12 protein-coding genes and 1 pseudogene are annotated in these 13,306 nt (G+C 69.3%); 8 read left to right on the top strand and 5 right to left on the bottom strand.

Annotated elements, in window-relative coordinates; genetic code table 11:
* Nucleotides 1-33: 33 nt before the first annotated feature.
* The gene (locus GD1_RS03540; RefSeq protein ID WP_053777106.1) at nt 34-846 is read right to left on the bottom strand and encodes a tyrosine-protein phosphatase; all 813 of its coding nucleotides are present in this window, start codon (nt 844-846) and stop codon (nt 34-36) included.
* A 124-nt stretch (nt 847-970) separates the two neighbouring features.
* Between GD1_RS03540 and GD1_RS03545 the strand changes: the two genes are divergently transcribed.
* Together GD1_RS03545 and GD1_RS03550 are read left to right on the top strand one after the other, a co-directional pair.
* Nucleotides 971-1,867, top strand: coding sequence for a TetR-type transcription factor C-terminal domain-containing protein (locus tag GD1_RS03545; protein WP_059035698.1), 897 nt, complete (start codon nt 971-973; stop codon nt 1,865-1,867).
* A 151-nt stretch (nt 1,868-2,018) separates the two neighbouring features.
* Nucleotides 2,019-2,873, top strand: coding sequence for an SDR family oxidoreductase (locus GD1_RS03550; protein WP_059035701.1), 855 nt, complete (start codon nt 2,019-2,021; stop codon nt 2,871-2,873).
* A gap of 100 nt (nt 2,874-2,973) precedes the next feature.
* Here the strand turns inward: GD1_RS03550 and GD1_RS03555 are convergent, their stop codons facing one another.
* Both GD1_RS03555 and GD1_RS03560 read right to left on the bottom strand, forming a co-directional pair.
* Nucleotides 2,974-3,627 carry a DsbA family oxidoreductase gene (locus tag GD1_RS03555; protein ID WP_059035703.1) on the bottom strand — a complete coding sequence of 218 codons (654 nt, stop codon included), beginning with the start codon at nt 3,625-3,627 and terminating at the stop codon, nt 2,974-2,976.
* Nucleotides 3,628-3,673: 46 nt separating this feature from the next.
* Nucleotides 3,674-4,558, bottom strand: coding sequence for a LysR family transcriptional regulator (locus tag GD1_RS03560; protein WP_053777109.1), 885 nt, complete (start codon nt 4,556-4,558; stop codon nt 3,674-3,676).
* A 247-nt stretch (nt 4,559-4,805) separates the two neighbouring features.
* Here GD1_RS03560 and GD1_RS03565 point away from each other — a divergent pair.
* Nucleotides 4,806-6,027 (top strand): annotated as a pseudogene (locus GD1_RS03565) (FAD-binding oxidoreductase).
* A 101-nt stretch (nt 6,028-6,128) separates the two neighbouring features.
* On the opposite strand, the gene groL reads toward GD1_RS03565, so the two are convergent.
* Both groL and GD1_RS03575 read right to left on the bottom strand, forming a co-directional pair.
* Complete coding sequence (gene groL / locus GD1_RS03570) at nt 6,129-7,754, bottom strand: chaperonin GroEL (protein ID WP_053777110.1); 1,626 nt, start codon at nt 7,752-7,754, stop codon at nt 6,129-6,131.
* A 216-nt stretch (nt 7,755-7,970) separates the two neighbouring features.
* Entirely contained in the window at nt 7,971-9,170 is a 1,200-nt protein-coding gene (locus GD1_RS03575; protein WP_059035705.1) for an alkaline phosphatase family protein, read from the bottom strand.
* A 159-nt stretch (nt 9,171-9,329) separates the two neighbouring features.
* Between GD1_RS03575 and thiM the strand changes: the two genes are divergently transcribed.
* The 5 genes from thiM to GD1_RS25230 all read left to right on the top strand — a co-directional run.
* The gene (gene thiM, locus GD1_RS03580) at nt 9,330-10,118 is read left to right on the top strand and encodes a hydroxyethylthiazole kinase (RefSeq protein ID WP_059035707.1); all 789 of its coding nucleotides are present in this window, start codon (nt 9,330-9,332) and stop codon (nt 10,116-10,118) included.
* Nucleotides 10,119-10,129: 11 nt separating this feature from the next.
* Nucleotides 10,130-11,482 carry an LLM class flavin-dependent oxidoreductase gene (locus GD1_RS03585; protein WP_059035709.1) on the top strand — a complete coding sequence of 451 codons (1,353 nt, stop codon included), beginning with the start codon at nt 10,130-10,132 and terminating at the stop codon, nt 11,480-11,482.
* Nucleotides 11,479-12,321 (top strand): sulfurtransferase, encoded by an 843-nt coding sequence (locus GD1_RS03590; RefSeq protein ID WP_059035711.1) that lies wholly within the window; start codon nt 11,479-11,481, stop codon nt 12,319-12,321. The genes GD1_RS03585 and GD1_RS03590 overlap by 4 nt, the downstream gene beginning before the upstream one ends.
* Nucleotides 12,318-12,956, top strand: a complete 639-nt coding sequence (locus tag GD1_RS03595) for a GntR family transcriptional regulator (RefSeq protein ID WP_053777112.1) — start codon at nt 12,318-12,320, stop codon at nt 12,954-12,956. The genes GD1_RS03590 and GD1_RS03595 overlap by 4 nt, the downstream gene beginning before the upstream one ends.
* Before the next feature lie 147 nt (nt 12,957-13,103).
* A partial coding sequence (locus tag GD1_RS25230) for a hypothetical protein (protein WP_217997884.1) occupies nt 13,104-13,306 on the top strand: 203 nt, incomplete at its 3' end.

The raw sequence follows: 13,306 nt of genomic DNA on the forward strand, positions 1-13,306 counted from the left end.
CGAATCATGATGCAACCGCGGCGATTCAGGATTCTAGCGAGCCACCAGGTACAGATCACGCAGCTTGTTCTGCGCGGCCTCGTCGATACCCAGCCCCTGGGTGAAGTAGCCCTCGATACCGCCGTAACGGGTGTCGACCTCGGTGAGCGCGGTCTCAAGGTAGGCGCGGTCCACACCGAGCACCGGCAGCAGGATGTCGGGATCGCCACCGGCCTCGGCGAATTCGTCGAAGATCGGCTTGAGTGCCGGGATCAGACGGTCATTGGTCAGCAGGTAGTCGTGGAAGACGTCGTCGGCGGAGACGCCCATCAGGGTCAGGAACGACGCGGCGGCCCAGCCGGTCCGGTCCTTGCCGGTGGTGCAGTGGAACAGCGACGGGTGCGGGTGGTCGCCGAGCAGACCGCGGTAGAAGGACTGGTAGGAGCGCAGTGCGCTGGGCAGCGAGACGATGCCCTGATAGGTCTGGGCGATCAGTTCCTTGGCCTTGCCGCCGGACAGTTCCTTGCTGGCCATCGCGACCGTCTTCGGGTCGGCCAGGATCTTGCCGAGGTTGGCCGGGACCGCCATCGCGGCGTCGGCGAGCACGTCGAGATGGATGTCGGTGACGTCGGGCAGCGTCGGATCGGGCAGCGCATCCCGCTCGGCGGTCGAGCGCAGGTCGTAGATGGTGCGGACGCCGAGTGATTCGAACGGGGCGACGTCGGCGTCGGCGAGCGACGAGAAGTCGGTCGAGCGGAACAGCACGCCCGGACGGACCGCCTTGCCGCCGCCGGCCTGCCAGCCACCGAGGTCACGCAGGTTGGGCAGGGTCGCGATCGGACTGGGAGCACCTGGAGTGGAGGTCATGTCTCCCATTCTCACCAGGAATCGAGAGGACAGCCGGACGACGCCTGGGCACGGGGCCTGCGTGTCACGATTCGGACGATCAAGCGGCACAAAACACCACCGACTGTTCGGATATCCTGAACACATGGCCGAGCTCCCCACATCGCCGACGACCCGCCCCACCGCCGGCGACCGGATTCGGGCGGCGCGCCTGTCCACCGGGATCTCGTTGCGGGAGTTCGCCCGCCGCCTCGGCCTCAGCCCGGCCACCCTGAGCGCGATGGAGAACGGCCAGACCGGCATCACCGTCGACCGCTTCGAGACCATCGCCGGCGAGCTCGGCATCGAGCCGTCGGCGCTGTTCGACGGCACCCACGCCACCGCCCCGACACGGCCCGACCCCGCTCCCGCGCTCCCGCCGACGGCATCCACCGGCGGCCGCTGGCGCGTCTACGAGGGCCCCGAGGTGACCGATCCCGTCCTCGCCGCAGCCCTGCGGTGCATCGTCGAACGCGGCTACCACGGCTGCACGATCCGGGATATCGCCGCGGCGGCGGGGATGTCGGTGAGCGCGTTGTATCACCACTATCCGAGCAAGCAGGCGATGCTGGTGACCCTGTTCGACCACACGATGGACGAACTGCTCGACCGGGTGACCGCAGCCCGGGCAGACGGCTCCGACGATCCGGCACAGGAGCTGGCGCTGATGGTGGAAAGCCTTGCGCTGTACCACTGTTGCCGACCCGGTCTGGCGTTCTGCGGACATGCGGAGATGCGTGGTCTCGCCGAGCCGGATCATCGTCGGGTCGCCGATCGCCGCGTGGCACTACAGCGTCAGTTCGACGCGGTGGTCGAGCACGGCTGCACGAGTCGGCGATTCGCCACACCCCGCCCCCGCGAGGCCGCGCGCGCCGTGGTCGGCCTGTGCATGAGCGTCTCCGAATGGTTCGACCCGGCCGGTCCGGACACCCCCCACGAGGTGGCCGCGCTCTACACCGACTACGCGCTCGGCCTGGTCGGATGCCACCCGCTCCGCCCCTGAACCACCACCGAGTGTTCGGATATCCCGAACAGTTCACCGAGCCGCCATCTGGCCCTTCGGCCATCCCGACTGCCGGTCACAGGCATTGACACGACAGGATCGGCCAGGCACCCTGACAGAACCGATCGATCGTTCAGTTTGAGGAGTGTCCATGAGTTCAGCCCCCGATTCGTTGCGCGGACGCACCGCCATCATCTCCGGCGGAAGTCGCGGCATCGGCGAGGCCATCGCGGTACGCCTGGCGCAGGCCGGTGCGAACATCACCCTGCTCGCCAAGACCACCGAGCCGCATCCGAAGTTGCCGGGCACGATCTACACCGCCGCCGAGGCCATCGAGGCCGCCGGCGGTCAGGTACTGCCGGTCGTCGGCGACGTGCGCGACGACGACCACGTGGCCGACGCGGTCGCGCAGACCGTCGAGCGCTTCGGTGGCGTGGACCTGGTCATCAACAACGCCAGCGCCCTGGACATCTCGCCGACCGAGCAGCTCAGCATGAAGAAGTACGACCTCATGCAGGACATCAACGCGCGCGGCGCATTCTCCCTCGCCCGCGCCGCCATCCCGCACCTGCGCAAGTCCGATCACGCGCACGTGCTGACCCTCTCGCCGCCGATCAGCCTGGAGCCGCACTGGTTCGACTCGATCGGTACCGCCTACACGGTGTCGAAGTTCTCGATGACCCTCGTCGCCCTCGGCCTGGCCCGCGAACTCGCCGCCGACGGCGTCGCATCCAATGCGCTGTGGCCGCGCACCATGATCAGCACCGCCGCGGTGCGCAATGTACTCGGCTCAGAGTTGGTGTCGCGCAGCCGGAGTCCGCAGATCATGGCCGACGCCGCCTTCGCCGTCCTGTCCAAGGACCCGGCCGCCGTCACCGGTCAGACCTTCATCGACGACGAGGTGCTCGCCGCCGAAGGTGTCACCGACTTCGCCCAGTACCGGACCGCCGACTCCGACGACGACCTCGAGCTCGACTTCTGGATGGTCCGCGGCGGGCGCGGGTAGCGCACACACACCGTCGACGCAGACGGCGCCCGGCTCACCCAGCATCTGGAACGCCGGCGCCGTCTGTGCGGTGTCCGGATCAGGCTGTGCGGTATCGGGTTCAGGCATCGGCGCGCTCCTCGGCGATCTTGCGCAGGGCACCGGCGAAGACCTCCGGCGACTGCGCACCGGACACCCCGTACCGGCCGTCGAGGACGAAGAACGGCACGCCGGTGATCCCATAGGCGCGGGCCTGGTCGAGGTCGGCGTCCACGGCCTCGGCGTACTCCCCCGACTGCAGGCTCGCCCGCACCCGGCCGGCGTCGAGGCCGATCTCGCCGGCCAGTTCCGCCAGCTCGTCGATCCGTCCGACGTGGCGCCCCTCGGTGAAGTATGCCTTGAACAGCCGTTCGGCCATCTCGATCTGCCGCCCCTGCCCCTTGGCGTAGTGCAGCAACTCATGGGCTTTGAGGGTCTTGGTGTGACGCAGCGCGTCGAAGTCGTAGTCGAGGCCCACCTCGGCGGCGATCCCGGTCATCTGGTCGAGCATCTGGTGGACCTGCGCGGGCGGCATCCCCTTGTGTGCGGCGAGGAAGTCCACCTCGGATCCCTCGAAGTCGACCGGCGTATCCGGCGCCAGCTCGTAGCTGTGATAGGTCACGGTGACGTCGTCGGCGAGGCCGGATTCGGCCAGACCCGCCTCGAACTTCCGTTTGCCGATGTAGCACCAGGGGCAGGCGATGTCGGACCAGATGTCGACGGAGATCGGGCTCATGGACGGATTCAACGCCTGCGGGCCGCCGCGGATTCCGGCGGCCGGATCACCCGGCCGACAACCCGTCGACGACTCCGAGGAACGCCGCGGCCACCGGGTTCGGGTTCTCGTCGAGGCTCGCGATCCCGACGGCCAGGTGCACCGGTGGCCCGCCGATCTGCCGGAGCACCACACCCGGCACATGGATGGTGGCGGCACGTCCGGCCGGCACCGGCGCCAGGCCGGCCCCCTCGGCGACGGCCCGCAGGACCAGCTCGTCGTCGGCCTCGTGGCGCACCGTTGGGGGTGTTCCGCCGGGCCAGATCGATGCCAGCCGGTCGTAGAAGCCCGGCGCGTTCTCCCGCGGCCACAGCACCATCGGCTGACCGGCGAGGTCATCCGGATCGATCCACTCCATGTCCGCCAACCGATGCCCGGCGGGCACGGCGAGCCGTACCCCCTCGGTATCCACCCGGCGGACCGTCACACCCGCGTCCACGTCCACCGGCAACCGCACCACCCCGGCATCTGCGGCCCCGTCGGTGACCTGCCGCAGATTCAGCGCCGAGAACCCGCGGTGCTCGATCACCGTCACGTCGGGCCGGCGCCGTCGGAACTCGGCGATCGCCTCGCCCACCCGCCCGCCGGCCCACGAACGTGTCAGCGCCAGCGTCAGCGTCCCGCCCCCGCCCTGGGCGGCCGCCCGAATCCGCTCGGTCGCCCGATCCGCGGCGGCCAGCAGGTAGCGCGCCTCGCGAACCGCCACCTCGCCCGCGGCGGTCAGCGCGATCCGGGGCCCCTTCCGATCGAACAGCTCGACACCCAACTCACGCTCGAGAACCTTGATCTGCTGGCTGAGTGCCGACTGCGCGACGAAGAGCTCGGCGGCGGCGCGGGTGAAGCTGAGATGGTCGGCGACGGCCACGAGATAGGCCGCCCGTTGGAGGTTCACCCTGCGATCATAAGCAAAACCGATCGACAGATCGGAACTCTGTGTTGGACGGGGACACCGAGATCGTCCGACGCTGGACGGGTCAGCATGGCACCGACGACGAATCAAGGAGACCGCCACCATGCCCCTTCACCACGACACCGACGACGGCTCCGCACCGGTCCCGGCAGCCGACGGCGAGTGGTCGGCGATCCACGACGGGCTGGCCGCGATCGTCGGGAGAGCCCACGTCCTCACCGACGCCGACATGGTCGCCGGATTCGTCACCGATTGGACCGGCCACTGGCACGGTCGTACCACTGCGGTGGTCCGCCCCGCCGACACCGGCGAGGTGTCGGCGGTACTCGCCCTCTGCCACCGCGCCGGGATCGCCGTGGTCCCGCAGGGCGGCAACACCGGGCTGGTCGGCGGTTCGATCCCGATGAACGGCGAGGTGGTCTTGTCCACGACCCGGCTGGACCGCATCGAGGAGGTCGACCCGGTCGGCCGCACCCTCGCCGCCGGTGCCGGCGTGCGCGTGGCCGCGGCCCAGCGCGCCGCCGCCGAACACGGTCTCGCACTCGGCACCGACCTGGCCTCTCGGGAGTCGGCCACCCTGGGCGGGATCGTGTCCACCAATGCCGGCGGTGTCGCGATGGTCAAGAACGGCAGCACCCGTTCCCGACTCCTCGGGGTGGAGGCCGTTCTCGCCGACGGCCGGGTGGTGACCCGCTGGACCCCGCTGACCAAGGACAACATCGGCTACGACCTGCCCGGCCTGCTCGCCGGAGCCGAGGGCACCCTCGCGGTGATCACCCGGGTCCTGCTCCGGCTGGTGCTGCCCGCGCGCACCACCGCGACCGTCCTCGCCGGCGTCGACACCATCTCGGCCGCACTCACGCTGCGCGATGCCATCTCGGCCGCGGGACTGACCCTCGAGGCCGGCGAACTGATGACCGCGGACGGACTCGACCTGGTGTGTGCGCAGCAGGGTGTGCGCCGTCCGCTCGGCACACGCACCGCCTACACCGCACTGTTCGAGGTCTCCGGCCCGGCCGATCCGGCAACAGCGCTCGTCGAGGTGCTGTCCGACGCCGACTCCGGCGGCAGCGTCGTCGACACCGGTGGTCAAACTCGATGTCGCGGTGCCACTGCCGACGATGCAGAACTTCCTCGACGAACTCTCCGCCTTGCTGCACGACGGCTTTCCCACGGTTCGGCCGATCTGCTTCGGGCACTTCGTGGATGGCAACGTGCACGTGAATCTGCTCGACGTGCCGGCCGCCCGACGCGACGAGGTGACCGACGCGGTGCTGCAGACGGTGGCCCGTCACGGCGGCAGCATCAGCGCCGAGCACGGCATCGGACGCGCGAAGCTGGCGTGGATCGGACTCGGCCGCGACGCCGTGGACCGTCAGATCATGGCCGCGGTCCGCACCGCCTTCGACCCGGACTCGATCCTCAATCCGCACGTGCTGCGCTTCGCCTGACCCACCCGCCAACCCTGGTCCCGGTACGCCGAAAGCCGGCCACCCCGTAGGGTGACCGGCTTTCGGTCGAAACGCGAAGTGCGCGTCGGGTTCTGATCAGATCAGAAGCCCATGCCGCCCATCTCGTCGCCACCCGGCATGGCCGGAGCAGCGTTCTTCTCGGGCTTGTCGGCGACGACGGCCTCGGTGGTGAGGAACAGGGCCGCGATCGACGCAGCGTTCTGCAGCGCCGAGCGGGTGACCTTCACCGGGTCGTTGATGCCGGCGGCCAGCAGGTCCTCGTACACGCCGGTGGCGGCGTTGAGGCCGGTGCCCTTCGGCGAGTTCAGGACCTTGTCGGCGACGACGCCCGGCTCGAGACCGGCGTTGACGGCGATCTGCTTGGCCGGAGCCGACAGCGCAACCTTGACGATGTTGGCGCCGGTGGCCTCGTCACCCTCGAGCGACAGGTCGTCGATGGCGGGCTCGGACTGCAGCAGGGCCACGCCACCGCCGGCGACGATGCCCTCTTCGACGGCAGCCTTCGCGTTGCGGACGGCGTCCTCGATGCGGTGCTTGCGCTCCTTGAGCTCGACCTCGGTGGCAGCACCGGCCTTGATGACGGCGACGCCGCCGGCCAGCTTGGCCAGGCGCTCCTGCAGCTTCTCGCGGTCGTAGTCGGAGTCGCTGTTCTCGATCTCGCCACGGATCTGGGCCACACGGCCGGCGATCGCGTCGGCATCGCCGGCACCGTCGACGATGGTGGTCTCGTCCTTGGTCACGACGACCTTGCGAGCGGTACCGAGCAGCTCGACGCCGGCGCCCTCGAGGGACAGGCCGACCTCTTCGCTGATGACCTCGCCACCGGTGAGGATGGCGATGTCGGCCAGCATGGCCTTGCGACGGTCACCGAAGCCCGGGGCCTTGACGGCGACGGACTTGAAGGTGCCGCGGATCTTGTTGACGACCAGGGTCGACAGGGCCTCGCCCTCGACGTCCTCGGCGATGATCAGCAGCGGCTTGCCGGCCTGGATGACCTTCTCCAGCAGCGGCAGCAGGTCCTTGACGGTCGAGACCTTGCCCGAGACCAGCAGGATGTAGGGGTCCTCGAGGACGGCTTCCTGACGATCGGCGTCGGTCACGAAGTAGCCCGAGATGTAGCCCTTGTCGAAGCGCATGCCCTCGGTGAGCTCCAGCTGCAGCCCGAAGGTGTTGGACTCCTCGACGGTGATGACACCTTCCTTGCCGACCTTGTCCATCGCCTCGGCGATCAGCTCGCCGATCGATGCGTCGCCGGCCGAGATACCAGCGGTGGCAGCGATCTGCTCCTTGGTCTCGACCTCCTTGGCGCTCTTCAGCAGGGAGGAGGTGACGGCCTCGACGGCCTTCTCGATGCCGCGCTTCAGACCCAGCGGGTTGGCGCCGGCAGCAACGTTACGCAGGCCCTCACGGACGAGCGCCTGAGCGAGGACGGTGGCGGTGGTGGTGCCGTCGCCAGCAACGTCGTCGGTCTTCTTGGCAACTTCCTTGACGAGCTCGGCGCCGATCTTCTCGTACGGATCCTCGAGCTCGATTTCCTTGGCGATGGAGACACCGTCATTGGTGATGGTGGGGGCGCCCCACTTCTTCTCCAGGACGACGTTGCGGCCCTTCGGCCCCAAGGTCACCTTGACGGCGTCGGCGAGGCTGTTGAGGCCCCGCTCGAGACCGCGGCGGGCCTCTTCGTCGAACGCGATTTGCTTGGCCATGGGTAAGTGATCCTCCGGTAGGGGGTGACACCAGGTGTACGGCCGGACTCGGTGCCCGCGACGGACGACCGGTGTGTCATGTGGGTACCGATCTCACCGTCCCGACCTGGCACTCGCAGTGCGTGAGTGCCAAGCTCCGTTTTAGCACTCGGACATGCCGAGTGCAAGGTCGGGATGTGGCGTCCGTCCCCACGACCGGCACGCCTGCGGGCAGGCTCACCCCTGCGCGAGCACCAACGGCACCAGTTGTTCGTCGGCGGTCCACGAGCCGTGGTGTCCGATCATCGTCGCCTCGAACGGTTCACCGACACTGCACACCAGCACGGTCCGGTCCTTGGCGACGGCCACCACGTCCCCGATCCGGGGTACGACGGCCGGGGCCACCTCCGGCCCGAACCACCGTTCGTCGAGGGTCTGGGCGCGGGTGGCCACGCGGACGTCGTCGCCGACGCGCGCCTGCCAGGTCGCGACGACGTCGGCCGCCGACGCCGGGTCGGCGAGATAGAGGTGACGGACCCGGGGTTCACCGCCGATCGTGGCGACCCCGGCGGTCAGGTCCTTCTCGGTGTCGAGGTCGATCCGGCGGCCCGCGGCGATCATGCCGTGATCCCCGGTCACCGCGAGCATCGCACCCGAGGGCAGATCCGAGGCGATGTCGGCGACCAGGCCGTCGATGCTGCGCAGCATCTTGCGCCACGACGCCGACCCCGGACCGTCGAGGTGTCCGGCGCCGTCGAGCTTCGGGTAGTAGGCGTAGACGAAGCGACGGCCCGCCGACCGATCGGCCAGGGCTGCGGCGATGCCGGCGCGGACCTCGTCCTTGCCGGCCGCGGGGATGTGGGTGCCGGCGGCCCGGAACGCCGACCGTGTCAGGCCGGTGCCGGCGAACTCGCCGGGCATCACATAGGTGACGGCCACGCCCGCATCGGCGAGATCACCGAGCGCTCCGGCCAGCGGCGCGACGCGATCGGGCGGATAGACCGCCGTGGCCGGCTCGCCGTCGGAGCGGTCCAGGGTCCAGCGCAGCGCGTTGAGCAGCCGCGGCGGCCCCTCGACACGGGAGTCGTCGTCGGGCCGGAAGCTGTAGCCGATGATCCCGTGGATGCCGCACGGCACGCCACCGGCCAGGCTGGTGATGCTGGCGGCCGTCGTCGACGGGAAGCCGGCACGCAGTGTGGTCGCGCGCAGCGTGGTCAGCGTGGGTGCGTCGGCGGCATACCGCTCGAGCAGCCGGTCCCCCAGGCCGTCGACCAGGAACACCACCACGTCACGTGCGTCCACCTCGGGCAGCCCGGCTCCCCCACCCCAGGTCTCACCGAGGCTGCGGGCGGTCCACGGGAGCACGTCGGCGAGGGTGGGCCGACCGGACCACTGGGCGGGTGGCAGCTCGGCGAGTGGCTCCGGTGCGATCGGCATACCGGCAATCCTCTCATCCCGTCATGACGTCTCGAGACCACACCGACGCGAATCGCGCAGGGTTGAAATCGGCGTGAGAACAACCCCTCCCCTCAGCTGCATACAGCTGTATACAGAAGTGGACACATCGGGGGACGACATCAATGCAGAGGAAACGCCTTGTCCGAGATCACCTTTGACGATCCGCAGATCCAGCAGACATACCGGGCCATCGGCGAGAAGTCGCCGTTCGTCTATGGACTGACCAACTACATCGCCGCCAACCTGAGCGCCAACGTCCTGCTCGCGGCCGGTGCCGGCCCGGCGATCGGCGCGGGCGCGGACTGGCCTGCGGTTTTCCCGGCCGGGGCTGCGGGCGTGTGGATCAACACCGCCGCGGTGATGAGCAACCCGGCCGAGGTGCTGCGCACCGTGGCCGCCGTGGCGAGTGAGGCCGGAACCCCATGGGTGCTCGACCCGGTCGCCCACGGTGCCGGTGCCGCCGAGTACGACGGCGTGGTCAAGTCCCTGGTGGAGCTGCGTCCGGCGGTGATCCGCGGCAACGCCAGCGAGCTGATCTCCCTGGCCGGCGGGGCCACCACCGGCAAGGGTGTGGAGACCACCGCCGGTTCCGACGACGCGGTCGAGCACATCGAGCGCCTCGCCCGGCAGTCCGGTGCCGTGGTGGCGGTCAGCGGTGCCACCGACTACATCACCGACGGCACCCGCACCGTTGCCGTCCCGGGCGGCGACGCCCGCCTGACCAAGGTCACCGGCGCCGGGTGCAGCCTGGGCGCCCTGACCGCCGGTGCCGCCGCCGTGATCGACGACGCCTTCCTCGCCGCGGTCACCGCGCACGCCGCCTACGCCCGGGCCGCCGAGCTCGCCGCCGCCCAGGTCGGGCCCACCGGTGGCAGCGGCTCATTCGCCGTGGCCCTGGTCGACGGACTGTACGCACTGGCGAACTGAGTTATCCCACAATGCATCTCGCAGCTTTCCTGAACGCCGGACCGCAGGGCACCGTCGGCTGGCGTCATCCGCACGCCGGTGACGGCTTCCTCTCCGCGGCCCACTATGTGAAGATCGCCCGCGTCCTGGAGGACGCCGGGTTCGACCTCGCCTTCATCCCCGACTCGCTGGCCGTGCCGCGCAGCCTGGGCAACTCCTTCGACCCGGCGGTGCGCTGGGGCACCGGCACACCGCGTCTCGACCCGATCCCGGTGGCCACCATCATGGCCGCGGCCACCACCCATCTCGGTATCGCGGCCACCGCGTCGACCGGCTACCTCGAGCCCTACAACGTCGCGCGGACCTTCGGCACCCTCGATCACCTCACCGACGGCCGCGCCGGCTGGAACGTGGTCACCAGCTTCCAGGACGCCGAGGCACAGAACTACGGACAGGAGAAGCTCCCCGACCGGGCCACCCGGTACGAGCGCGCCGAGGAGTTCCTCGAGGCCACCACCCGTCTGTGGGACAGCTGGTCCGACGACGCCCTCGCCCCGGACAAGGCGACCGGCGTCTTCGGTCGACCAGAAGAGGTGGAGGCGGTGGACTTCCGCGGCCGTCATCTCGCGGTCCAGGGACCACTCGGTGTGCCCCGGCCGCCACAGGGTTATCCGGTGATCATCCAGGCCGGCGCCTCCCCGGCCGGTCGCGACTTCGCCGCACGCTGGGCCGACGTGATCTTCTGCAGCCACGAGTCACTGGATTCGGCCGTCGACTTCTACCGCGACATCAAGCAGCGCGTCGCCGCACGCGGCCGGGATCCGCAGCAGGTCAAGGTGCTTCCGGCGGCCACCACGGTGGTCGGCACCGACGCCGCGGAGGCGCGCGCCAAGCACGAGGCCTTCGTCGAGCTGGTCACCCCGGAGGCCGGTCTGTCGCGCATGGCCTACCACGTCAACGTCGACCTGACCCGCTACGACCTCGACGGTCCGCTGCCGTCGCTGGAGGAGGTCGGGGTGGAGGGCCACTATCGTGAGATCGTGGAGTTCGCCGAACGCGAGAAGCTGACCATCCGGGAGATCGGCCGCTGGTACGGCGCGCGCACCGAGGGTGACATGGTGGGTTCGGCGTCGCAGATCGCCGACACCATGGAGACCTGGCTCGATGCCGGTGCGGCCGACGGTTTCATGGTGCAGGCCACCCATGTCCCGGAAGCGTTCGAGGACTTCGCCTCCGCGGTGGTCCCGGAACTGCGCAGCCGTGGTCTGCTGTCCGAGCAGCCCGCGGGTCCCACCTTGCGTGAGCGCCTGGGGCTGCACCGACCGGAACGCGGTGAGTGGCGCAACCGTGCCGCGTCGACCGCTCCGGTGGTGGTGGGCTCGTGAGTGCACCAACAGCTCTGGTCGACGTCGCGTGGCTGGCCGAGAACACGGCGTCGGTGGTGATCCTCGATGCATCGATCCGCCGCGGTGACGGCGAGGAGGAGCCCGCGTTCTCCTCGGGCCGAACCGATTTCGAGGCAGACCACATCCAGGGTGCCCGGTTCGCCGATCTGTTCACCGAGTTCTCCGACCCCGACGATCCGCTGCCGTTCATGCGGCCGTCGGCCCGGCAGGTCGCCGATACGCTTGCCCGCCATGGCATCACCGACGGTACCGAGGTGGTGGTCTACGACCGGTTGAACGGCGCATGGGCGGCGCGGCTGTGGTGGGTGTTGCGGTCGTTCGGTATCGGTGCGCGGGTGCTCGACGGTGGACTGACCGCGTGGACCTCCGCCGGTCTGCCCACCGAGTCGGGACCGTCCCGGCCGGTTTCCCCGGTGACCGCACCTGCGGTGCAGGATCATTCGGATCTGGTCGCGCATCTCGACGAGGTGGCCGCGGCGACCGGTCTGCTGGTGTGTGGGTTGCGGCGTGAGGAGTTCGACGGCGATCCCGCCGATCCACTGTCGGGACATATTCCGGGATCGGTGAGCCTGCCGTATGCGCAGACCCTCGACGCGGCCGGTCGCCACGATGCGGCCGGCACCCGGAAGCTGGCCGCCGAGGCAGGCATCGGTGTCGGCGGACCGGCACCCATCCTGTACTGCGGCGGCGCGGTGAACGCGGCCGGGGTGGCCCTGGCACTGCACGAGATCGGGATCACCGATGTCCGGATCTACGACGGGTCGCTGTCGGAGTGGCGGTCGAACCCGGAACGGCCATTGGCACAGACGGTCTCATGAGCGCCCGCGACGACGTCTACGAGATCATCCGCACCCGTTTGACCACCGGGTTCTACGACGCCGATGTCACGCTCATCCCGGGCACGCTGAGTACCGAGTTCGAGGTGTCACGCACACCGGTCCGGGAGGCGTTGGGGCTGCTGGAGCGCGACGGCTTGCTGCGCAGCACCTCCCGCGGGTTCGTGCCGTGGGTGCGTTCGGAGGAGGAGGTGCTCGAGATCTTCGAGGTCCGCGCGATCCTCGACTCGTCGGCGGCAGCGGCTGCCGCAGAGCGGCGTACCGAGGCCGACCTCCTTCGGCTGCAGGATGTCTCGACACGATGTCGGGAGATCACCGACGTCACCGAGCTGCGTCGGCTGCTCAACGACTGGCACGACGCCGTCCGCTCCGCCGCGCACAACACGACGATCAGCACCCTGCTGCACCGTCTGGATGCGCACGTGAAGCTCGGAGCACCATGGAAACCCGACGGATCGGTGGAGTCCCGGCCGGTCACCGAACGGCTCGACGAGCACGAGGCCGTGGTCGCCGCGATCGCCGACCGCAACCCCGACCTCGCACACAAGCTGATGCGTGAGCATCTCGCCCACGATCAGCAGGCCCGAATCCGGCAGGGGTTCACCGGACGTCGGTGATCGGGCCGGAAGGTTCGGACGCCCGTCAACTCGACATCCGTTGATGATTGAGACATCCCTGGAAGGAACTTGTCAAGCAGCCGGCTGTGTTTGGGCCTGTGACCAGGCAATCGAGGGGTTGTAAAGCTCGTGTCGGGCGAGGCACCCATGAAGGATTCCGATGAGCTTGTTCGCGAGTTGCCGAAGCGCAGCATTGTGCTTGACGTCCCGCTTTCTTTGCTTGTTGTCAAAGGCCCGCGCATGAGAGTCATATCGGATCGCTTCCCCTGCCTGTTGTATCGCCGCATCCAACAACCACGTATTGGTGAAATGTCGGGCATGGACCACTCTCGATTTCCCCGACTGCTTGG

The organism is Gordonia desulfuricans NBRC 100010 (genome assembly GCF_001485495.1).
Taxonomy (GTDB): domain Bacteria; phylum Actinomycetota; class Actinomycetes; order Mycobacteriales; family Mycobacteriaceae; genus Gordonia; species Gordonia desulfuricans.

Coding starts and splice junctions, on each gene's coding strand:
- GD1_RS03540 (WP_053777106.1), bottom strand. CDS start 846: ATGACCTCCACTCCAGGTGCTCCCAGTCCGATCGCGACCCTGCCCAAC.
- GD1_RS03545 (WP_059035698.1), top strand. CDS start 971: ATGGCCGAGCTCCCCACATCGCCGACGACCCGCCCCACCGCCGGCGAC.
- GD1_RS03550 (WP_059035701.1), top strand. CDS start 2,019: ATGAGTTCAGCCCCCGATTCGTTGCGCGGACGCACCGCCATCATCTCC.
- GD1_RS03555 (WP_059035703.1), bottom strand. CDS start 3,627: ATGAGCCCGATCTCCGTCGACATCTGGTCCGACATCGCCTGCCCCTGG.
- groL (WP_053777110.1), bottom strand. CDS start 7,754: ATGGCCAAGCAAATCGCGTTCGACGAAGAGGCCCGCCGCGGTCTCGAG.
- GD1_RS03575 (WP_059035705.1), bottom strand. CDS start 9,170: ATGCCGATCGCACCGGAGCCACTCGCCGAGCTGCCACCCGCCCAGTGG.
- GD1_RS03585 (WP_059035709.1), top strand. CDS start 10,130: ATGCATCTCGCAGCTTTCCTGAACGCCGGACCGCAGGGCACCGTCGGC.
- GD1_RS03595 (WP_053777112.1), top strand. CDS start 12,318: ATGAGCGCCCGCGACGACGTCTACGAGATCATCCGCACCCGTTTGACC.